This is a genomic window from Coleofasciculus sp. A1-SPW-01, assembly GCF_040217205.1.
Classification (GTDB): domain Bacteria; phylum Cyanobacteriota; class Cyanobacteriia; order Cyanobacteriales; family Coleofasciculaceae; genus Coleofasciculus; species Coleofasciculus chthonoplastes_A.
Genome location: NZ_JAVJNP010000180.1, coordinates 1 through 22,683, shown reverse-complemented (window position 1 = coordinate 22,683; position 22,683 = coordinate 1). Strand labels below are relative to the sequence as shown.

At 45.0% G+C, this 22,683-nt stretch carries 13 protein-coding genes; 5 read left to right on the top strand and 8 right to left on the bottom strand.

The window, feature by feature from the left end:
* Window positions 1-141 precede the first annotated feature (141 nt).
* Complete coding sequence (locus RH949_RS26560; RefSeq protein ID WP_446357372.1) at window positions 142-2,202, bottom strand: elongation factor G; 2,061 nt, start codon at window positions 2,200-2,202, stop codon at window positions 142-144.
* Window positions 2,203-2,603: 401 nt separating this feature from the next.
* On the opposite strand from RH949_RS26560, the gene RH949_RS26555 reads away from it, so the two are divergent.
* Window positions 2,604-3,659: a tetratricopeptide repeat protein gene (locus tag RH949_RS26555; protein WP_232231678.1), complete on the top strand. Its 1,056-nt coding sequence runs from the start codon at window positions 2,604-2,606 to the stop codon at window positions 3,657-3,659.
* A gap of 233 nt (window positions 3,660-3,892) precedes the next feature.
* On the opposite strand, the gene RH949_RS26550 is transcribed toward RH949_RS26555, so the two are convergent.
* Window positions 3,893-6,754 carry a CHAT domain-containing protein gene (locus RH949_RS26550; protein ID WP_446357369.1) on the bottom strand — a complete coding sequence of 954 codons (2,862 nt, stop codon included), beginning with the start codon at window positions 6,752-6,754 and terminating at the stop codon, window positions 3,893-3,895.
* 293 nt (window positions 6,755-7,047) lie between these two features.
* On the opposite strand from RH949_RS26550, the gene RH949_RS26545 reads away from it, so the two are divergent.
* Complete coding sequence (locus tag RH949_RS26545; protein WP_446357367.1) at window positions 7,048-8,295, top strand: leucine-rich repeat domain-containing protein; 1,248 nt, start codon at window positions 7,048-7,050, stop codon at window positions 8,293-8,295.
* A gap of 254 nt (window positions 8,296-8,549) precedes the next feature.
* Here the strand turns inward: RH949_RS26545 and RH949_RS26540 are convergent, their stop codons facing one another.
* The 4 genes from RH949_RS26540 to RH949_RS26525 form a co-directional block, all read right to left on the bottom strand.
* Window positions 8,550-10,826 (bottom strand): serine hydrolase, encoded by a 2,277-nt coding sequence (locus RH949_RS26540; RefSeq protein WP_446357365.1) that lies wholly within the window; start codon window positions 10,824-10,826, stop codon window positions 8,550-8,552.
* 142 nt (window positions 10,827-10,968) lie between these two features.
* A complete protein-coding gene (locus RH949_RS26535) occupies window positions 10,969-11,319 on the bottom strand; it encodes a DUF7383 domain-containing protein (RefSeq protein WP_446357363.1) in 351 nt (116 codons plus the stop codon).
* 294 nt (window positions 11,320-11,613) lie between these two features.
* Complete coding sequence (locus RH949_RS26530) at window positions 11,614-12,312, bottom strand: sigma-70 family RNA polymerase sigma factor (RefSeq protein ID WP_446357361.1); 699 nt, start codon at window positions 12,310-12,312, stop codon at window positions 11,614-11,616.
* Window positions 12,313-12,484: 172 nt separating this feature from the next.
* Window positions 12,485-14,278, bottom strand: a complete 1,794-nt coding sequence (locus RH949_RS26525; RefSeq protein WP_446357359.1) for a calcium-binding protein — start codon at window positions 14,276-14,278, stop codon at window positions 12,485-12,487.
* A gap of 478 nt (window positions 14,279-14,756) precedes the next feature.
* On the opposite strand from RH949_RS26525, the gene RH949_RS26520 reads away from it, so the two are divergent.
* A complete protein-coding gene (locus RH949_RS26520; RefSeq protein ID WP_446357357.1) occupies window positions 14,757-18,605 on the top strand; it encodes a tetratricopeptide repeat protein in 3,849 nt (1,282 codons plus the stop codon).
* Between the two features lie 207 nt (window positions 18,606-18,812).
* On the opposite strand, the gene RH949_RS26515 is transcribed toward RH949_RS26520, so the two are convergent.
* The gene (locus RH949_RS26515; protein WP_006100178.1) at window positions 18,813-19,193 is read right to left on the bottom strand and encodes a hypothetical protein; all 381 of its coding nucleotides are present in this window, start codon (window positions 19,191-19,193) and stop codon (window positions 18,813-18,815) included.
* 197 nt (window positions 19,194-19,390) lie between these two features.
* Between RH949_RS26515 and RH949_RS26510 the strand changes: the two genes are divergently transcribed.
* Both RH949_RS26510 and RH949_RS26505 read left to right on the top strand, forming a co-directional pair.
* Entirely contained in the window at window positions 19,391-21,220 is a 1,830-nt protein-coding gene (locus RH949_RS26510; protein ID WP_446357355.1) for an XRE family transcriptional regulator, read from the top strand.
* A gap of 7 nt (window positions 21,221-21,227) precedes the next feature.
* The gene (locus tag RH949_RS26505) at window positions 21,228-22,496 is read left to right on the top strand and encodes a DUF1822 family protein (RefSeq protein WP_446357353.1); all 1,269 of its coding nucleotides are present in this window, start codon (window positions 21,228-21,230) and stop codon (window positions 22,494-22,496) included.
* Window positions 22,497-22,591: 95 nt separating this feature from the next.
* Here the strand turns inward: RH949_RS26505 and RH949_RS26500 are convergent.
* A partial coding sequence (locus RH949_RS26500) for a transposase (RefSeq protein WP_446353098.1) occupies window positions 22,592-22,683 on the bottom strand: 92 nt, incomplete at its 5' end.

Sequence of the window (22,683 nt, the reverse complement as noted above, 5' to 3'; positions counted from 1 at the left end):
AGACACATCGATTAGGACTTTCGGCACCATTGTAGAGACGCGCCATGGCGCGTCTCTACATAAATTATGACGTTTGTAGTCAGCGTGAAGCGTACTGATGGCGCTTGCATCGCAACTACAAACCTAGCTTAAACTCAGTATTTATCCGTTGCCATTCCCATTCCCGGTAGCCGCGAGAACATTATCAGCCAACTTACCCGGAACTTCCTGGAGATGGTCATACTCCCAGTTAAAGAAGCCAATCCCCAACGTAAGCGATCGCAACTCTATGATAAAGTCATGCATTTCGGACTGAGGCAAATACCCAGAAATACAGTCCCATCCGTTCCAACCCGATACTGGTTCATAGTTGAGAATTTGTCCCCGACGCCCGGATATCAGTTGCAGCACTTTCGAGGTAAACTCCGTTGGTGCAGACACCTGAATTGCCATAATCGGTTCCAACAGTACCGGATTACACTTGGGCATCCCTTCCGTCATCGCCACTCGTGCGGCTTGTTTAAACGCCTGTTCGGAACTATCGACGGAATGATACGACCCATTGGTTAATGTAACCGCCACATCAACAACCGGGAAGCCTAAAGGACCTTGGGACAAATACTCCCGCACCCCCGTCTCAACACCTGGAATATATTGTTTCGGAACAACGCCACCGACAATGCTTTCCGAAAAGCTAAAGCCTTCACCACGCTCCACGGGCTTAATATCGAGGTACACATCCCCAAATTGCCCATGACCGCCACTTTGATGCTTATAGCGCCCGTGGGAGGATGTGGATTTACGAATCGTTTCTTTATAAGGAATCCGGGGAAGGTGAGTATCCATCGGCAGATTATATTTGCGCCGCAATCGGTCTAACGCCACTTTTAGGTGTATTTCACCTTGTCCCCAGAGGATAATTTCATGGGTGTCCTCATGCTGCTCCCAAGCCAACGATGGATCTTCTTCTAAAAGCTTGGTTAGCGCCCCACTGAGTTTAACTTCATCCTTGCGATTTTCGGCGGTAATCGCAAAACCATAGACCGGTTTCATGGCTGGGGCTTTCGGTAATTCTTTTGCTCCCTTCTCCTCTGTACTCAGAGTGTCACCGGTGTGAATCCCCTCTAATCGTCCGATCGCAACAATATCACCTGCCTTTGCTTCTGGGGTAGACTGCTGTTGCTGACCAAAGATATGGTATAGTCCACCAGCCCGAATTCCATTCAGAACCGCACCATCAGTGAGTTGACCTGTCCAAACTCGTGCCAATGAAAGTTTGCCCCCTTGGGGAGTGTAATAGGTTTTCAGCACTTGGGCTACGGTTGCGCTACCTTTACCCGTCAATCCCCGACGTTCCGCCGTGGCTTCTGGGGCGGGGGCTTCCCGTAATAGGGCATCAATCAGGTGGCGCACCCCATAATCTTGTTCGGCGACACCGATAAATACAGGCACAATTAAATCCGCCCCCAATTCCATTTTTAGGTCCTTGACAATTTCCTCTTGGGGCGGTTCAATTTCCTCTAGAAGTTCTTCGAGTAAGTGGTCATCAAAATCTGCCAAGGCTTCCAGCATTTCTTCCCGTGCGGCATGTTCGGCGTCTTTGAGGGAGTCGGGCAGGGGTACAGGGTCAGCCGGAGCGCCTGTATGATAATGAAACGCTTGTTCAGTGACTAAATCAATAAACCCGATTAGCTGTTCTGCTTTGCCAATCGGGTACTGATGAGGAACAATGGGGCGGGAGGATACCCCTTTCAAGGCGTCTAAAATCTGGCGATAGGATTGACCGCAGGCTCCCCCGTCACAGGAGAGTTGATCGATTTTGTTGACAAAGACGAGGTGGGGAATTTTCCAGTCATCCAGAAACTTGAATAAGGGGGCGAGCATCAGCACGCGATCGCTCGTGGGTTCACAGACGACAACAGCCGCATCGACACCCATAAGCGCATTATAGGTTTCTTGGGCAAACTCAATCGAACCCGGACAGTCAATCCAGTTGAAGCGAATGCCCTGATATTCGGTATCGGCGACATTGATCTCCACTGTCATCGTGCGATCGCGTGCTTCGGCTATGGCATCGCCTACGGTATTTCCATCTTTGATGTTCCCTTTCCGAGATGTCGCCCCGGTAACGAACAACAAACTTTCTAACAGGCTGGTTTTACCACTCAAATAGGGACCAACAATTGCCACATTACGGGTGGCGGTTACGGCGTTTTGGTTCATATTTTCCCCCAGACTAATGTTAATCAAGTGATCGGTTAAGGGAGTGAGGTCTTGTCTCCTCTCTAAGTTAAGCGATTGGCTCACCTCTTAATCTGCCCATCTGTGGCATTTATCGCATTTATGGATATGGAGCAGATGAGCAACTCTCTGTTTATCAAATTAGCGCGTTCTGTCCTCAATTTGATAATTTCGCCAGGTTGGGTCAGGAAAATTACTGTTAAGTTAAGTAACGTTGCTTCCCATCAATGTCTTCTAATTTTTATGTATATTCCCTGGTTTAACAGTTAAAGTTGTATAAAAATGGTATAATTTTATCGCTACATCAGCTTAATATTTTTTTAACAATGACAGCTTGCTGGGTAGGGAAGCCGGGGAAAACGTTTGAGATCAGGTTCAGCTAAATGATGAAACACCCACGTACCCGTAAAAAACCTTCTGCCTTGTACTATCAATTAAGCTTACTGTTGCTGAGTATTAGCGTCGGTGCAATTGCTGCTAATCATTCTCTGGCGTCGGATAGGGTGGGAAACGTTCCCATGAACCCAGACGCGCCATGGCATAATTCTACATGCATCCCTGTACCCCTACACACCTGCACCCCTGCACTGCTATTCCAGACAGAACCAACTGACTATCTGGCTCAATCTATCCCTCCTCTGAAGCCAACCCAACCCGCTGCACTAGAACAGCTAAACCAGGGATTGAGGTTAATTCAGCAAGGGAATGTCGCCGACGCGATCGCGGCATTTCGTCAAGCGGCACAACTCAACCCCCAGCTTGCCCCGGCGCACTATAATCTAGGACTAGCCTTGCGCCAAGCCGGACAGTTACAAGCAGCCGCCGATGCGTTTTACCAGGCGACTCAGATCGCTCCCAACTTTGCTCTGGCTTACGCGAATTTAGGCGCGGCGTTGTTGGAAGGGAAGAATTTGCCCCAAGCACGGGATGCTTTGAGACGAGCAATTGAACTTGATCCGGAGTTAGGGGTTGCCCATTATAATTATGGGTTAGTCCTGTCTGAATTGGGAGAATATGAGGTTGCGATCGCGGCGTTCCAGAACGCGATGCAGTTGAGCAGCAATGCGCCAGAACCTGCGTATCATTTGGGACTTGTTTATCTGCGACAGGGGCAGCTTGAGCAGGCGAAAGCAGCATTTGAGCAAGCCATCAAAATCAGCCCCCAATATCCAGAAGCTTACTATAATCTAGGGTCAATTTTATTTGAACAGGGAGATTTAGATGGAGCGCTAGCAGCCTTCCGCCAATCCGCTGAAAGTAACTCGAATTATGCCAATGCTTATTATGGGGCAGGGTTAGTCTTTCTGCGCCAGAATCGATTACGTGATGCCCAGCAAGTTCTACAATATGCTAGAGACCTTTATCAGGCTCAAGGTAACGCTCAGTGGGCAGCCTCTGCCGAACAACTGTTGGAGCAAACTCGCTATCCTAATCGTTAGCCAATACCGAGTAGCAAAAAACGGGAGCATCCCGTTTTGGAAACACCATTCCCAAAAGCAACGATACAGCGCTTCGCGCTGTCATGAAGTACAGTAAGTAGATCAAAGTCCCCCTTTTTAAGGGGGATTTAGGGGGATCGACAATGTACCGCATAGCAGAGCAAACTGCTGTATATATCGTGGAAAGGTGAGGCTGTGGGAGAGTTTTTGGCTGGGGGAAACTTCAGGCTAAATCACAACCCATTGCCAATTAAAATAAACGGTGCCCAATAATAAGGATGACTGAGACGATTCACCACTTCAGGTTTTAGCCCATTCCGCACCCGCACGGCTACCCTCACATCTCGTTGTTCTCCCAAAGCCGTATAATCACCTGTAATCAGAGCAATCTGGGCTTGTCGTAGGGCTTCAGCTTTCGTGATAGCCTCACCTTGCCATGCCGCATAAAAGGCATTCATCAACGCTTGAGTGCCGCCATCATCCACCGTCCATAATGAAGCAAGAGAAGCCCTAGCACCAGCCCTCTGCATCTGATAGCCTAGACCGAGAATTTCTGCACCTGTACCCAGATTGCCACCAAGTCCAGTTTCGCAGGCAGAAAGAACCACTAAATCCACGTTATTTAGGTTCCAGTTGCGGACATCAGCAATGGTAACAGGAGTTCCATCACCAAACAGAATAAAAGAATCTTCCGGGGTTCCGACTACAATTGCCCCGTGAGTAGCAAAATGTAAGACGTTATAGTCACCCATTTTCGGTTTCGTGTCTTCAAGATTGAAGGCGTTATCAAAGAGTTGAGTTGTATTAGGAACCGTTGCGGCTAACGTTTCCACTTCCACTCCAGCATAGGGCAAACCGCCAAATTCAAACTGTTCTTGACCCATGGTAAAGCTGTAGTGTCCTTGGGTAAATGCCCCTGCCAGAATCTTGAGTTGGGACTGGGGTTTTGTGTTGAGTTCAGTCAGAGAAGCAGCGGTAATATTATTGATGCGGTAGCGTTGGACTAACCATTGTTCACCATCGTGCAAAGCCGCAAGCGGAATGTAGCGGAGTTGTCCATCGGGGGCGTAGATCAGGGTTTCGGCATCTGCTGCGGTAAGGTCATTTTCTAAGGGTTTAATCAGCCAGTTGTAGAGCTTTTGGGCTGGAGCTTTAGCATTATAGGTAGGATTTCGTAAGGCTTGATGTAACGTTAGAATTTCCTGATTAAGTTGTTCTTTAGTAACGGTGACAGTACGACGGATAGGGGGAGAGTCAGGAGTGGTAAGGATAAGTTCAATGCGGTCATCTAGAATTAGGGGATAGAGAAGGACGGCATTTTGGTGGAGATTTCTGAGGTTATCTTGTAAGCCGATAAAATCTTCTAAGTCGTCTACTAAATCAGGTTTGCGTGTCTTGGGAGTAAGTTGAGCAATTAGTGCTTCTACTTCGTCACTTTCGATAAAGGTGTTGAAATCGGCGAGAATGATTTCTTGAGTTGCCACGAGTTGAGCGATACGCTGTTCCTCTTCGGGAGTACGATTACTTTTCTGTCGCAATTGGGTCAGTTCTTTACCCAGAGTAATGGCTTGATCAAGAATGGCTTGGTAGTTTTCTGTAACTTGTTGTTCTGGGGGTAAATTGGGTACGCCTTTAGCTGTATTTCCTGTACCGCGCACGTTGTTCAAGTAATCGTCGAGTTCTTGGACTTTGAGTAAATCGAGGACTCGTTGGGCTTCGAGGATACGGTTTTGTTGTAATAATAAGTCAGCTAAATGGCGATAATCATCAGCAATGGTTTCAGTGTAGGATTCCTGTTGGTCTTGGGAAAGTCCCTTGATATTATCCCGAATCGCTTCTCTAATATTGACCGCCTGCTTAAAGAAGATAATCGCTAATTCTGGTTGATTCTGTGCCTCTAGCAAATAACCAATATTATTGAGCGTATGTCCTTCATCTGCTTTGTCACCCGTTTCCTGGGCAATTAGTAAGGCTTGCTGGTAGAAATTCCAGGCTAATCCGTATTGTTCTAGTTCAAAGTGAACCCTGCCTATATTGAGGAGAAATGCTCCTTCTGATTGCTTGTGACCGAATGATTGGCTGATGGTTAACGCTTGCTGCAAGTACTCCAATGCTAATTCTTCTTTTCCCTGTGTATGATAAACAGCCCCAATATTATGGAGTGTCGAGGCTTCCAGGAATTTTTTGTATTCTTTATTTTCAACTGTTTTGAGTACAGCTGAAGCTTGCTGGTAAAAATCTAAGGCTAATTCGTACTGTTTGAGCTGGAAGTGAACATTTCCAATCGCGTTGAGCGCTTGCACTTCACCCCCAATGTCCCCAATCGCGCCCCCGCCCCTCCCGATAACTACCATTAGTCCAGGGATTCTGGCGCGTTCTAGGGCTTGTTGATAGGACTCCAATGCTAGGTCATATTGTCCGAGTAACTCATAAATCTGCCCGACCTCGAAATTGACTCCATCCCCGGGAAATAAAGCCATGTCCTGCTCAATCGATAAGGCTCGCTGATAGGCTGCCAACGCTAATTGGTACTCTCCTAAGATTCTGTAAACAAAACCTATGCGCTTAAGCGTGTACCATTGCGATCTTTTATAACGAATTTTTCGGTAAATAACTAAGGCTTGCTGGAATTTATCTAAGGCTTCTCGATACTGATTTTGCTCGACGAGATGAATACCATAGGTACGATACAGACTTGAGATCAGAATCAGGGCTCTTTCCCTATCGCTATTGTCGAGTTCGCTACTCATTCGCAACAATCGCTGGTAGTAATTCAACGCCTGATCATAGTCTTCTCTCTCTTCGTAAATCATCCCAATGTGGTATAAGGTTTCTCCCATACCCGCATTGTCGCCTATTTCTTGATAAATTAATAAGGCGTCCTCGAAATTGCTTAATGCTCTTTCAACGTTATCCCGGGCATTCCGATATCTACCTTCTCTAAGCAACCGATCAGCTTTAGCTTTCTGAGCTTGGTCTTGGTCAGAAAGTGTTTGTGCGACTGAAGGCGAGAGACTCAAGGTTGGTAGTAAGAAGGCAGACGTTAGTACCAGCAGTAAAGTGGCAAAGCTGAGGCTGACTAATTTTCGACCCATGGTTCAGTCCTCCATCAAGGGATAATACAAATTGTGGTTCATTTATCTATCTCTCATCGCTAGGGGAGATATGCGGTAAGTAGTCGGACAAAAGTAAAGTTAACGGTGAAGATTAGGCAACAGGCAACAGGCAACAGGCAACAGGCAACAGTAAGGGTTTGAGGCTTGTTAACATTTATTAGTACAGTGTACAAAATTTATGTCCAGGTACTTATCCTTTTTGTTATAGGTATTTATAAATGTACCACAAGATGTCGGAAGAACCAGCAAAACTTAGGGGACGTTTACTAACGATGAAATTAACTAGCGCCGTTGCTCTGCTAATCAATATATGGGCGTTCAGTAGTTGGGGATGGGGGGTCACTCAAGCTGCTGAACCTAGTCATGGGAGTTCTTTTAAAGAGTTGTGTCAAAACCAAGCCGATTTATCAGTCGAGGCGGGACGAACAGTACAGTTGCTGTTAGCAGAAGTAGGCACCAATGATTGTGAACTTGCTGCCGAAAATCTGTCAAGTCGCACTGAGCTTTCCCTCAACAGGCAAGAAATCAGTGATCTGAGTCCCTTATCAGAACTTACCAACCTGGAGTCGCTTCACCTCGACGGCAACCAAATCACAGATATTTGCCCTTTAACAGAACTCACCAATCTGAAGTATCTTACCCTCAGACGCAACCAAATCACAGATATTTGTCCTTTAACAGAACTCACCAACCTGACTGAGCTTTCCCTCGAAGGCAACCAAATTGCTGATGTTAACTCTCTAGCAGAACTTACCAACCTGGAGTTCCTTAACCTCGAAAACAACCAAATTACAACTATCAGTCCTTTAGCCGAACTACAAAATCTGAAACGGCTTCACCTCGAAGACAACCAAATCACAGATATTAGCTCTCTGGCAGGATTACAAAATCTGACATGGCTTCACCTCGAAGACAACCAAATCACAGATATTAGCCCTCTTTCTGAATTCACCAATCTGAAAGGACTTTTCCTAGTTCTCAACCAAATCAAAGATATTAGCCCTCTTTCCCAACTCACCAACCTGAAGGCGCTTGAGCTCAAGTTCAACCAAATCCAAGATGTCAGCCCTCTGGCAGAATTACAAAATCTGACATGGCTTCACCTCGAAGACAACCAAATCAAAGATATTAGCCCTCTTTCTGGACTCACCAACCTGACGTTTCTTAGCCTCACATATAATCAAATCCAAGATGTCAGTCCTCTTTCTGGACTCACCAACCTGAAGAGGCTTAAGCTCAACTTCAACCAAATCCAAGATGTCAGTCCTCTGGCAGAATTACAAAATCTGAAGCATCTTAGTCTCAACGGTAACCAAATCACAGATGTCAGTCCTCTTTCCGGACTACAAAATCTGAACGCGCTTAGTCTCAACGGTAACCAAATCACAGATATCAGCCCTCTTTCTGGACTCACTAACTTGAAGGTACTTCACCTTACAGAGAATCCGATTTTTTCGGATAGCTCCGAAGGAGCACAACCAACTTGCCCAGTCAGTCCTCCACATATTTGCGATTTTTGAGAACTCCCTTGATGGGTGAGATTGTGATCACCTTATTTTAACTGGAGTTTAAATGGGACAGGACTTACGCAGCTACACCATACATGGCGGGAAAGGTGCGTTACGCTGCGCTAACACACCCTACACATAAAGGCTTTGCGTAAGTCCTATTTTGATGAAGATGACCTCTTTAAGATATTCCCAAGAACTAGACTTGATTCTCGAACTATCTGCATAGGGTTGGATATGAACCGCACCCTAAGACTATCGAGCATCTACTTAGTCCAGTAGGCAGCAAATCGGACATTGCCAGCATCTTCATAGCCAGTGATCGCCCGTGTACTAAAACCAGCACTTAGCGCATCTTCCCAGTTACTTTGGAATTGATTGCTGGTCAGCCCATGTTTGGCTTTGAAACCGGACACTTTGGGCTTCTCTGCCCACATAGCGGCGAAGCGGGGTTTGCCTTCGTGAACGTAGCTGTTCAGGTAGTGGAGATATCGACCGTTAGCAGTGTTTTGATCGAACTTAGTTTGGTATTCCGAGGGGGTAAGGAATGAGCGTGCCTCAAAATTGCCGATCGCCTGCTTGGTGTACAGAGCCGTATAGAACCGTTTACCTTGCACTGAGGCTACAGATATGACCTTAGGTGTCCATCCTTTGCTCGTCAGCGAGTTGAATTCCGCCTGATGATCGGCTGAAGTCTTGCCATGATAAGCGATAAATGCGTCACTCGATTTGGTCCATATCGCCGCATAACGAACTTCATTGCCAACCCCATAAGAATCAACATGATCCAATGCAAAACCCCGATCGCGGTACTTGTCGAAATACTGCTGATAAGTAGTACCCGTCATATTGTGATGAGTGACCCAAGCGATCGCGGGATCATTGGTTCGGAAGATCACGTTGAAATGCACCTTCCCATCATCGGTATACCCATCGATCCATTCGAGTCGGTAACCCGATTCAACGGCTTGGTCAAAAACCTGTTGATACTGGTTCGACGGTAGCCCGTGCCGAACGTATTCGCAGGAACAGCCGGACTTGCTCTGTTTCCAGAGATCCAAAGTCGCAGGCACATTGGAAACAGGTACGGCGAGGGCAATTTTGTCTGCAAGGCTGCTCAAATCACCAGTGCTAGTCCTTATGTTGGTGGCAACCGCAACGTGAACCTCGCTCAGATCCAGATTGTTATTGGATACATAGCCCTTGGGGAACATCGCCACGAACGCCGTTCCACCTTCAAGCAAACCGTTGTGGGAGAGTTTACCCTTTGAGGTTTTGCCCCAGCCCATGCTATCCAGTTCCTCTGTCGTGTACTTCTTATCAAGTTCAACCATCAACCGAGCAAGCGCCTGAGCCGAGGCTCTGAAGCCCCCCGCCGCCAAGCCCAGATTACTATCCTTAAAGGGTAATACTTCCAGCTTTTGGTCAGCATTGTATTTATGACTCCATGCATCGCAAGAATCTGGATTAGCTCTTTGTGGCTGCACGACATTGTGTAGTTTCATCGGCTTGAGAAAGTCTTCTCGAACATAATCCCGATAGGATTTCCCCGACATCTTCTCTACAAGTAAAGTCCACAAACCAAAGCCGTGATTCGAGTATGGATTCAGACCATCAGGAGGAGTTGTTCCAGGCTCATAAAGGAGTTCACGGGTACGCAGAAAGTGACGATGCGCCTGTTCATAGGTTAGCTGATCTTCGGACACACCAAACATCTGAGCCGCCCCTTTCACATCCCCACTTCTTGTGAAGCCAGCTCTATGATCCAGCAGATGTTGAATGGTGATTTTTTCATACCACTCCTTCCATTTAGCTGATTCGGGAGCATGGGTTTGGATGCCAATATCGATATCTGCATCAAAAATGCCGCCAAAGAGTCCTGTTGGACCGTAGAGCTTTGTTGATTTGGGATCGATGCCCTTCGCTTTCATCAACTGAAAGCCAGAGGGTCCGGTGATGACAGCTTTGGTTACACTTCCGATTCGACTGCGATGGCACGGTTTCATCGGTAACTTTTTTGTTCCGTCTACAAAAGCGTAACCGTAGCCTTTCGAGAGGATAAGCCGTCCCGCTTTGGTAACAGCAACTGTCATTCCAGGTAAACGGTTTTCAGAAATTAAGGCTTCGACAAAACTATCGACCTTTTGCTCAAATTCAGACCCAGATTCGCCTAGAGAAGGAACGGCAAACTCATGCTCTCTCCAGTTCACGACTACGTTTTTAATTTCAAAGTCGTCGTCTCCTTGGCGGGTGATGGTAATCTCGTTTGTCCCCGATTTGAGAAGGTTACGTGGAATATGATCCATCCACAGCAGCCAAGCCTGGGAATTACCGGGAGCGGGTGGAATGTCGAAGCCTCCCAGCGCTACGTCGTTGATTCGGATATTGTTTGTAGATTTTGAAACACCTCGAACCTGGACAAGTAAGTACGCATCATCGATTGGTTTTTGAGTTCCTTCAATTGGAAATTTCTGCGTGAATGAAGGTGCTGCCGCCGTGAAACGGTGATTGATGGGAACATAATTAAAATCGGATCTAGCCATTTTAAACTCCTTTGGCTTTACTTAAGTGTGTTGATTTTTTCAATACGGCTCGGATAAGCCTTTTGGGAGAATGAATATCACGATATTTTCAGAGTTTCATTCGTATCGATTGTTCTTAACCGAGCCGTATTGGTTGATAGTTTTACTCTCTCCAGTTCACGACCACGGCGTTAACTTCAAAGTCGTCGTCTCCTTGGCGTGTGATTGTAATCTCGTTTGTCCCCGATTTGAGAAGGTTAGGTGGAATATGATCCATCCACAGCAGCCAAGCCTGGGAATTACCGGGAGCAGGTGGAATGTCAAAACCTCCTAGAGCTACGTCGTTAATTCGGATACTGTGTGTAAATTTTGAAACACCTCGAACCTGGACAAGTAGGTACGCATCATCGATTGGTTTTTGACTCCCTTCGATGGGGAAGTTCTTACTGACTGAAGGTGCTGATACAGTGAATTTGTGACCGATAGGAATCCAATTAAAATCGGATCTAGCCATTTTAAACTCCTTTTGCTTTGCTTAACGGTTTGGTTGGGAACAGCTTTTCATTTATCCCAATATTAGTAACGAATAAACTGTCGAAAATATTCCAAAACTAAGGTAAAAAAATGAAACTTTTTTTTTGCCCAAGCGGAGTAGACACATCGATGAAGACGTTCCGCCGGAACGTCTCTACTAAATGATGTGTCCTAACCTATATAAACCAGTCCGCACAGGCGGACTACCCTTCGGGAAGGCTTCGCCTATGTTTGTGTAGCAGCGATTTCAATCGCCTCCTCTTGCTGATTAAGTTCACCAAGCTTGAGTTGAACGCCCCCGCTGAACGTTTTTACCACTTGTTGTTTTGATTTCAGCTTGAATTGTTGTAGGGAGCAAAAATCCTAGCTCCTCAGCAAGGCGTTCTAATAATTCACGCCAACGTTTTGAGACAGCACTTTGAGTTTTTAAGTCTAAATCAGCCGCAATTTGGACTTGAGTTCTGCCTTTTAATTTACCAGACCAGAGTGTTTTATAACCCCGACTCGGATGACGTTCGTCAAGCACTGAAATTGCATCAATGGCGCGACTAACTAAATCATTACGTTCTACAGTATCCAGCAAATTAAACTCATCCGGTATCGTTTCCAATAAGGGTAAATTTGTTCCAGGAATGGTTTTATATAAGCTGGTACAGTTTTGTTTTTTTTCTTTACGAACTAAGTCAATAATCGCCAAACGTGCCACCATTGCCGCCCAGTGGTAGAAGTCTTGAACACCCCCTTGGCGGAACTTCCCAGCGGTTAAAGCTTGAAACACTTTTGTATGAGCAGTTTGGGCAGCATCTTCCCAGGAAACAGCTGTACCTCTCGTATTTTTACGAGCAATTCTTTCAATTCGCTGTTGATGTTCCAAGTGGCTAATAAGTTGCCCACAAACCAGACGATCTCCAGTATTAATACAGCGTTTTATCTTGTTTTGGGTCAGAATAGCGTGATTAAATGGCTGAGTCATATTAGAGAAATGCATGGGTACAATAGACCCTGGAAAAAGTAGAAGTAATAACTAGATAAAAAATCAGCAAATCTACAGACTTACTTCTATATTTTCCATGCCTAGTTAGCAGGAAAGATGAGGAAAATAAATTGATTGATTCCCCACCTTTCCCAAAACTATATCAACCTCTCTACACGACAATTTGGAAGTCTGCTGCACTTAACACTGGACTATTCCCTAACGTAGCAAACTGATCACCTGTCCCCAATCCGGCGGCGGCTCCATTTTGATTGAAGAACAAGTTGCCAGTTGCCACACTATAAGTAATCAGTTCATCACTGATCGTGGCGGCGTTATCGTTGGCAACGATGCCAATATCTGTATTATTAATTGCTCCAAAAGTTGTTTGATCTAGAACAATTGTGTCGATACCTACGGAGAAGGATTGAATGATATCGACACCTAAATCAGCCGAGTTAAAGGCAGCACCGGAGTCGAATACGAATCGATCAGCACCAACATTCCCAACTAAAGTATCGTTACCAGCACCACCGTTGAGACTATCATTGCCAAACCCACCAATTAGCAGGTCATCACCCGCGCCACCTAAGAGAGTATCATTACCCGTGCCGCCGTTGAGGGTATTATTCGCACTATTGCCAGTCATTCGGTTGTTGAGACTGTTACCTGTGCCATCAATGGCAGCGCTTCCAGTTAGCTGTAGGTTTTCTACGAAATCACCCAGGGTAAAGTCAACAGAGGATTGAACCGTATCGATACCGCCGATTAAAAGGGGAAATCCACCGGGAGGGAATATAACGTTGGGAATCTCATTGACTTGGTCGCCAAGATTGTCCACTATGTAAAGGTCATTCCCTGCTCCTCCATTGAGGGTGTCTGCACCCGTTCCACCATCGAGAGTATCATTGCCACTGAGAGCAGTGATGGTATCATTGCCACCTAAACCACGGAGGACATTGTTCGCATTATTGCCTGTAATCGTGTTGTTAATGTTATTGCCTATGCCGTTGATGGCGTCGCTTCCTGTTAACTCTAAGTTTTCGAGGAAACTCCCTAGGGTAAAGCTAACAGACGATTCAACTGTATCGATACCGCCGAAGAAAAAGGCGGGAACCTCATTGACTTGGTCGCCAAGATTATCAACGATGTAAAGGTCATTCCCTGATCCTCCATTGAGTGTATCTGCACCCGTTCCTCCGTTGAGGGTGTCATTACCAAAACCGCCATTGAGGACATCATTATTGCTGCCACCGTTGAGGGTGTCATTGCCGCTACCACCGTTGAGAGTATCGTTACCGAAGCTACCGTTGAGGATATCATCGCCGCTACCGCCGTCGAGATTATCGTTACCGAAGCTACCATTGAGGGTGTCATCGCCGCTACCGCCGTTGAGATTATCGTCGCCGAAGCCACCGTTGAGGCGATCATTACCATTGCCACCACTAATCGTGTCATCGCCACTACCGCCGTTGAGACGGTTGTTACCTCGACTACCAGTAATTACATTATCAAGGCTATTACCTGTACCATTGATGTTGGAGGGAAGTACGATATCAAAATCTCCTTCGACATCCAGTATGGTATCTCGTAGGGTTAGGTTCTCTAGGTTATTACCTAGGGTATAGTTAACAAAAGACTCAACCGTATCTATACCTGCATTAACATCCTCAAAGACTTGGTCACCTGTTCCAAATGTGGTGTTAACGACATAAGTATCATCGCCTGTACCACCGAACATCATATCAAAGCCCGTGCCACCATCGAGGCGGTCATTGTCCTCTCCACCATACAAAATGTCGTCATCATCGCCGCCATTGAGGGTATCATCTCCAGAATCACCAAATAACTGGTCAGCACCAGCATTCCCATTAAGAATGTCATTTCCGACATTACCAAATATAAAGTCATTACCTGCACCTCCATTTAAGGTGTCATCAGCGGGAGTTCCGAAGACAATAGCCATGTTAATTTCTCCTTGGTTTAGTTGAATTGATTAGGAAATCTTTGATTGACTGATTAGGGTTGGGTTTTTTTGTTGATGCATTTAGGCTTGCCAACCCTTTAACGGACTTATTACGGTTGAGTTGTTTGATTTATGCACTTTGGGTGAGCTATCTGAAAAAAGCTGTAGCCATACAAGCCACAAGAAGCTCTATCCCATAAACGTGCCATTCGTCTAACCCCTCAAACGCTTTAACTGACTTATTAGGACGAGGTTTTGTGATTTATGCAGTTCACTGGAAAAATTTCTGCGATCGCACCCGTCATGGATGAGCCGAAACACCTGTAGTCTCGGTGTAGGGGCAACCCATTTGCACTAATGAACAATACCCGTCCACTCAATTTGCTCGGATCGCCCTCCGCTTATAGCGAAGACAGGGCAACTAAAAATCTAGCTACAATAATGGAATCTGCACTTCCCCTTAGTCGAGAACGTATCCATGAACATACATCTATTTCGCTTCAGCTTTGTTATTTTTCTGCTTTCGCTACCGACTCTATTCTTACCCCCTAGCTTCACCCTCTCGCCGTTGGTTGCCCAGACGTTTTCTAATGAAACTCGGAAAGCTGAAGCGGATCAACGGCTAGATGCTGGTATCGAACTGTATGACGATTTTCAATTGGAAAAAGCCCTAGTCAGCTTTGAGGAAGCATTGTTAATTTATCAAGATATTAACGACCAAGCCGGTGTTGGCACAAGTCGGCAAAAAATTGGTTTAGTCTATCAAAGTATGGGTGAGTATCAAAAGGCGTTGGATTCCTACCAGCGAGCTTTGGTAATTCAACGAGATATTCGTGATGGAGCAGGCGCTAGACTAACTCTCTTTCAAATCGGTAAAATTTACGACAGGTTTGGAGAGGAACAACAGGCATTGGATTACTACCAGCAAGCGGCGGCAATTCCACCTGACGTCGGTGAGGGGAAACAGGAAAGCAGTGCTTGTCGCGATCGCAGTTGGCAAGGCGTCGCATTCAACGCAATAGGAAGACTCTACCAAACCGAAGAAAACTATTCGCAGGCGTTGGATTCCTACCAACAAGCTTTAACAATTCGCGGGGAAATCAGCGATTGTGGTGATGAATCCTTAAGCCTCTTCCGAAATCAAGGAGCAACTATCTTATTCAATACAGGGTTAGTGTCTTATCATCTGGGACAGTATCAGCAAGCACTCGATTATTTCCAGCAAGCTTTAGCCATTTTTAAAGAACTTGACGAACTGGAGTCCCAATGGGCAACCTTAAACCGGATGGGAGTCGTTTATCGCCAGCTAGGGGAGTATCAACAAGCGCTGAATTTCTTCCAGCAAGCACAGAGACTGAATCTGCCAATGGGCGGTTTTCATCACGCCGGACATATCCATAATCTCGGCATCGTTTACCACAAGCTAGGAGAGTATGAGCAAGCAATTGATTACTACCAACAAGCGTTAGCTAGTTCCCAAGGATTAGGGAACCAAGAAGGCATTACTCTGAATAATTTTGGCACACTTTACCACGAACTCAAAGACTATCAGCCAGCCTTAGACTATTATCAAAAAGCTAGAGCTATTTTTCAGAACGAGGATAACCTTAAAGGAGAAGGCGTCACTCTGAATAATTTGGCAGCACTATACCACGATTTGGGAAAAATTGATAACGCATTGCCATACTACCAACAAGCTTTGGCAATTTTCCGAGAACTGGGCGCAAAAGATTGGGTACGATTAACGTTAAACAATATTAAATTAACTCGGATAAAATCGGATGAAATCATCGATTATGACCTGGAAAATGGCGATAGATTAACTGAAACAACACCAAATTTACCCGTTACTTTAACTCTTGATCCGCTGCTCTATAAAGCGCCACTCCCAGTCAAGCGAGAAGTGCAACTGTATCAAGAAGGGAGGCAACTTTCCCAAAAAGGTGACTATCAAGAAGCCTTGGGAAAATTTCAGCAAGTCTTGGTTATTCATCAAGAAAATGGCAATAAAGCAGAGGAAGGGACTACTCTGAACCAAATCGGGTTAGTCTATAGCAACGTGGGAGAGTACGCCAAAGCGTTAGACTTCTATCAGCAAGCCTTAGCCATTCCCGAACAAGTTGTGGGTAACACCGGGGCAATTCACTACAACATTGGGCGAGTTTACAGTCAATTAGGCGACTACAACCAAGCCTTAGACTTCTATCAAAAAGCTTCAGCCCTCGCCCAAGAACGTAGCTACAAATCAGGCGAAGTGAGAATTATTAACGCCATCGGTAATGTTCACTCCAAACTTGGACAGTACGACTTAGCGTTGGAGTTCTATCAGCAAGCCTTAGCCGTTCTCAACACCGTTGCCTTTGATAAAAAATTGCTGGAAGGAGCAACACTTAATAATATTGGACAAGTTTACCGCCACCAGGGAAACTACGAATTGGCTCTAGATTTATATCAGCAAGCCTTAGCAATCCAAAAACAATTAGGCTCTCAGGGTGGAGAAGGAGTAATTCTCGATAATATGGGAGAAGCTTACGTTCAGTTGGGAAAGTATAAAACTGCCTTAGCTTATTACCAACAAGCTTTAACCATCAGCCAAGACATCGGTGAGCGAGCGAACTCTGGAGAAACGCTGAGTAATATAGGTTACTTACTGGAAAAACAAAACCAGCCTGAATTAGCCATTATTTTCTTTAAACAATCTGTTAACCTTAGAGAAGCCATTCGAGAAAGCATCAAGGGACTTCCTCAAGACCAACAGCAATCCTACACTGAAACAATTACTGAAGATTATCGCCATCTCGCCGATTTATTATTACAACAAAACCGTATTTTGGAAGCGCAACGGGTTCTTGATTTACTCAAAGTTCAAGAACTTGACGATTATTTCCGTAATGTACGCGGAAATGAAGAAACTGCCCAAGGTGTGCCAAATTTGCCGCCAGAACAGCAGATTGAAGAGGGCTACCAAAGGATTCTGGATCAAGCTATTTCCCTGGGTCAAGAACTCAGCCAACTGCGACAAAAAAATAATCTCACTCCTCAAGATGAACAGCGCATCACCCAACTGGTAAACGCCCAAGCTCAAATTATTGATGATTTTGATACCTTTATTTATAGTGAAGATGTCTTGGCACTGGTTGACCAACTGAGTCCCCGAACCAGAACCCCGGATTTAGTAGACGAACTCGACAAACTCCTCGGCTTACCAGAAAATCTGAGAAATTTGCCCCAAAATGCCGTCCTTTTCTACCCTCTGATTCTTGAGGATCGCCTTGAACTCATCCTCACCACTCCTGACTCTCCCCCGATTCGCCGCACCGTATCCGTCACTAAAGCGCAACTCAATCAGACAATTCTTGACTTCCGCAGAGCCTTAAAAAATCCGACATTAAATGCCAAAATTCCAGCTCAGCAACTCTACAATTGGCTAATTAAACCCTTAGAAAATGACCTAACTACTGCCGCCGCCGAAACCATTATCTATGCTGCCGATGGACAACTGCGCTACATTCCTTTGGCAGCATTACACGACGGGAAACAATGGCTAGTGCAGCGCTATAGTATCAATAATATTACGGCGTTTTCCCTAACGAATCTCAACCGCAAACCCCAACCCAAAATTAAGCTATTAGCCGCTGCTTTTGCCAATGGATTTTACAATGTTAACGTTGCTGGACAACGGTTTCAATTAGGGGGTTTACCTTATGCTGGCGTTGAAGTGGAAACCTTAGCCAAAACTGTTCCCGGTACAACCACACTTTTTGATGCGGCGTTCAATCCTGAGGAGACAATACCCAAACTAGGGAATTATACTGTGATTCATTTTGCCACCCATGGCGCGTTTGTCGTCGGCACACCGGAAGAGTCATTTATTCTCTTTGGTGATGGCACTCCCCTAACGGTATCACAGATGCGAACCTTAAACCTCAATGGTGTTGATTTGGTGGTTCTGTCAGCTTGTGAAACGGGAGTGGATTACCAATTAGGTACAGGAGCAGAGATTCTAGGTTTAGGATATCAGCTTGAACGGGCAGGAGCAAGGGCTGCGATCGCGTCGTTGTGGGTGGTGGATGATGGCGGTACTCAATGGTTGATGAATGCCTTTTATTCAGTCTGGCAAAGTGACAATCTCACCAAAGTTGAAGCTTTGCGACAGGCGCAACTGGCTCTCATTACTGGTGACGATAAAGCGATGGGAACGCAAGGTGGAGACACGGGGATGAGTGGGATAGAAGCCGTTAGCGATACTATCACACCAAAGGGTTTTAATCGCTTTTCTCACCCTTACTACTGGGCACCGTTTATCCTGATTGGAAATGGGTTGTAGGAAGGTTCAGTCGGTTGGTGGAAATAAACTCAACCCTATTAAGTTGAATGGCACTGAAAAGCGTGCATTTGGGGATCGCCTCCACCCTTGATATACCGTAGGGTGGGCAATGCCCACCAGCCTCATCTGAGCTTGGGATTCCTCCTATTAACCCACTTCACAGGCGATCGCACAGATCCCTAACAATGTATTGACCAGGATTGGGTTTTATGAATGATTAGAAAATCCTGTAATTATTTTTTTAATCACCAGTCTGATGATTAGGGCGAGTAACTCATACCCTCCAAATAGAATACTGGCAGAAACGGTCATCAGGGGAATAGTATAAGCAGGCTTTGAAGCCTGCTTATTGGAGTCATTTGATAAGCTCTCTTTATAGGCTAAAACCTCTTCAATACATATTTCCTTAGAACATTTTTCAAGTGAAATTGTCTCCGCTTGTTCCAAGTCTCTGACCGCCTCTTTTGAGAGAATGTATCCGAATACACCGCCCAAAACTATCAAGGCAATAATTTTAGAAATTACCGCAAGTCTAGTTGTCTCAAACTTGAGACTGATGATGATCTCCGAAGCGTTATTTTGATCCATTTTTTCTCCTTTAATGATTTAAAATGATGCACCCTCCTTATTAGGGTTGAGTTTTTCAATTTATGCAGTTAACGGGAAAACACGACACTCTCCAGCCTTGAGTCGCTGCGTAAGTTCTCTCGGAGCAATTTCTGATACAGTTAAATTAGTGCAACACTAGCTTATCAGAATTATACGTTCTACACGAGCCAGTAACCATGTCGAATGGACAACCTCAGGAGATTATTAATCAATTCTGTATTTTATACGAGAGAACCAGCCACCCTAGTTATCGTGGCTTCAAGCCATCGATGCAACAGCGCCTGAAACGCCGCATGGAACAACTGGTTCAGTTACATCCAGAGTGGCACACTGATGATTACGTTGACTATTTCTGCAGTATCATCAACCAGGAATCACAGCCTGAATCGGAACAACAATTCGCCCATCTCCATCTGGTTGCTTATTTGGATGCCTCTCGCTGTCATTTTATCCGCCAGTTTTCTCGAAAATTCCCCTTCCCTCTAGCCACTTGTCTCCATTTTTTTGACCTGACGACTGACGTTCTCTACAATCGCGATCAGTTAAAAAAAATCATTCATGGACATAATACCCATACGAGTAACGCCGCTAATTTAAGAACCTATATAGAAGGCGCACTCAAGAATATTATTATCAACCAAATCAATTGGGAATCCGACTGGCATCTCTTATGTAATGTGGATCTCACCAGTCGCCGCAAATTCAATAATACCACGCAAAAATTGAGAGAGGCTTTATTCCGACAAGGAATAACTGAACCCCTGGTGTCTCAATACTGCTTTGCTTGGCAATACTTTGTTCCTATTTATAAAAACAATCGGCTTTATAATCCAAGTCAAAAAAAAGGTAGGGCGTGGGTTCAACCCGAACAGACGGATTTTGAGGAAGCGGCTAGAGACTATAATCTGAATCGATTCCTTGCTGATGCTCCCCTACAAGTTTCGTCTGGCTCAAACATAACAGCAAAGACGATTCAAGTGTGGATGAATATCTGTATCCAGGCGTTACGCAACTCTCAAAAACTGGTGGAACTGTCTAGGGATGCCGATAGCTATGAAAAACACTATTATCAGTCAGTTAATCCTTGGGAAACGTTAGAGTCTGACCAAAACTCTGCTGAATTTATTAATCAAATTACTCCCAGTTTACAGGCACAACTTCAGCGCATTGATCAGAATCTAGACAAAATTCGGAGTAAAATCCCTCGGCAATTCCGTCAGGCAGTTATGCCTTTGTGCTATCCTCACGAACTTTCCCTGTTAGTTCAAGCTCAGTTTGCCAAGAAAGTGGGAGTCAATCAGGGGACAATCGCCCGTTTTATCGCCAATACCTACAAGTCTCCTCTGTTAACTCAACTCGATAGTTTGATGCGGACGCAGTTATCCCCTGATTTGGATAGTTGGAGTCAAACCTACGTGAACGAGTTTTTGTCAAAGCGATTTACTAATCCGAATCAAACTCATGAGATTGATCAGGCGTTAATGGTTACGATTAATTCTCTGGATCACCAGTCCCAATTACTGCTTAGATTGTATTATGGGCAGAACAAGAGTATTGATACTTTGGTTAAGGATTTAGACTATGAGTCTACCTATACCATCGACCAACATTTAATTTCAATTCGATCTAAGTTGCAACAAGTCGTTAGGGAAACCATCCATAAACTACAGATAAGTTATGTTAATCAAGTCACTAGAGCCTACTACAAGCAAGTCATATCTTGCCAATTATTGACGGCTTTTTCCGGCATGAAATTGAGGGAACTTCTGAAAATGCGATATGCCCAAAGAATGCCTGAAGACAAGATTGCTAGGCTGCTGCCCAACGAAAACATAAGCCAAGCGATTAACCACGCTAAACAGCAATTACAGAAGGTTTTACTTCAGTGGAGTTATGGCAATTATGGAATTTCTTTAGAAGCCGAAAAAGAACAAGTTAGTAAAGTTATTGAAATTTGGCTAAATCAGTTGTATTGCTTAGATTTAAACGAAAAAAATCGTATATAAACAAATTATGTTTAAGTTACTAGAATTATCAACAACCTATCCTGATCAAGTTTGGTTGAATCTTTCAGAGAAACAACAACAACAAGCTTGGCAGCGATCGCAAAACAATACGAATGCGATGACTCGCTGTAATGCCTACCTAAATGAACTCTGTTTAACGGCATTTATTCCTTGGCTGGAGGGGTGGTGTCAAGAAGGACAAGAGAGCGACAAGTTAACGAAAATTAACTTTTTCCCAGAATCATCCTTACCCAGTCTCTGGGAATTTATCAATGGTACTCTAATTAACTTCGGTGACATTCGACTGGCGCTTATTCCTACAGATAGCACCAATTTAGATGAGGTTTGTGTCCCTCAAGAATGGGTCGATATTGTCAGTTGGAGAGCCGATTATTATCTGGCTGTACAAATAAACTTGGATAATCCCGATACATCTTGGATGCGGCTGTGGGGATATATTAGCTATCAAAACTTGCAGCAAAACGGGATATACGAAGAAAGCGATCGCGCCTACTACATTTCTGGACAACATTTAACTCCAGATCTGACTCTGATGTTACTCAAACCTGAACCCGTTGTCCCGAAAGATGTACAAGTTGAATCAATCCCATCTTTAACCCAGGAAACCGCTGAACGGTTATTGGCACAACTGAGTCAATCCTCCGTTTCTGTACCGCGTCTTGCGGTTTCTTATGACCAATGGGCTGCATTTGTCACAAACGAACAATGGCGTCAAGACTTATACCAAAGACGGTTAAGACAAGTTCAAAGAGTGGCAGAACCTGATCCACCCCGGATTAACCTAGGACAATGGTGGCAAAATATCTTTGAGTCGGGTTGGCAATCTCTAGACGCCTTTTTAAACCAAGATTCAGTCCAGGTTGCCGTTAGTTTTAGACATAGACGATCTCAACGCAATCCAGAGAGACAAGTTTATGTAGAAGGGATTAAGTTAATCGATTTGGGGATAGAACTCAACAATCAAGCCGTGGCGTTGCTGGTGGGTTTAGCACAAGAAACAGACAAACGAGTCGGTGTTCGGGTACAACTGTATCCGGTGGGAGAAACCCCTATATTACCCCCTAATATTCGCGTCGCATTACTCTCTCCATCGGGTGCTATACTTCAGGAATACCAAGCCCGAATACAGGATAATTTAATTCAACTGAAACGATTCACCTGTCCCGTCGGGAAACAGTTCAGCATCCGGGTGGCGCTGGGTGAATTTAGTATTACCGAAAAATTCGCGATCGCACTGTTTGCGACTGATGAATAATTTAGCTAATTTCGCCGAAAGCCCCACGCCATACCTGTACTCAGGTTGGCGTTGGGATGGATAGGCGGGTTGCTGTAGGAACACCAAGCAACCAATTAATCTGGTGAGTCTTGACCCTCGATATATTTCTTTAATGCCGACACAGTTACGCCGCCGCAAGAGGCGATAAAGTAAGACCCATTCCACT

What these genes read in the sequence shown, in the direction of transcription:
- RH949_RS26550 (WP_446357369.1), bottom strand. Translation starts at nt 6,754, where the DNA reads ATGGGTCGAAAATTAGTCAGCCTCAGCTTTGCCACTTTACTGCTGGTA.
- RH949_RS26540 (WP_446357365.1), bottom strand. Translation starts at nt 10,826, where the DNA reads ATGGCTAGATCCGATTTTAATTATGTTCCCATCAATCACCGTTTCACG.
- RH949_RS26525 (WP_446357359.1), bottom strand. Translation starts at nt 14,278, where the DNA reads ATGGCTATTGTCTTCGGAACTCCCGCTGATGACACCTTAAATGGAGGT.
- RH949_RS26520 (WP_446357357.1), top strand. Translation starts at nt 14,757, where the DNA reads ATGAACATACATCTATTTCGCTTCAGCTTTGTTATTTTTCTGCTTTCG.
- RH949_RS26510 (WP_446357355.1), top strand. Translation starts at nt 19,391, where the DNA reads ATGTCGAATGGACAACCTCAGGAGATTATTAATCAATTCTGTATTTTA.
- RH949_RS26505 (WP_446357353.1), top strand. Translation starts at nt 21,228, where the DNA reads ATGTTTAAGTTACTAGAATTATCAACAACCTATCCTGATCAAGTTTGG.
- RH949_RS26515 (WP_006100178.1), bottom strand. Translation starts at nt 19,193, where the DNA reads ATGGATCAAAATAACGCTTCGGAGATCATCATCAGTCTCAAGTTTGAG.
- RH949_RS26545 (WP_446357367.1), top strand. Translation starts at nt 7,048, where the DNA reads ATGAAATTAACTAGCGCCGTTGCTCTGCTAATCAATATATGGGCGTTC.
- RH949_RS26530 (WP_446357361.1), bottom strand. Translation starts at nt 12,312, where the DNA reads ATGACTCAGCCATTTAATCACGCTATTCTGACCCAAAACAAGATAAAA.
- RH949_RS26560 (WP_446357372.1), bottom strand. Translation starts at nt 2,202, where the DNA reads ATGAACCAAAACGCCGTAACCGCCACCCGTAATGTGGCAATTGTTGGT.
- RH949_RS26535 (WP_446357363.1), bottom strand. Translation starts at nt 11,319, where the DNA reads ATGGCTAGATCCGATTTTAATTGGATTCCTATCGGTCACAAATTCACT.
- RH949_RS26555 (WP_232231678.1), top strand. Translation starts at nt 2,604, where the DNA reads ATGATGAAACACCCACGTACCCGTAAAAAACCTTCTGCCTTGTACTAT.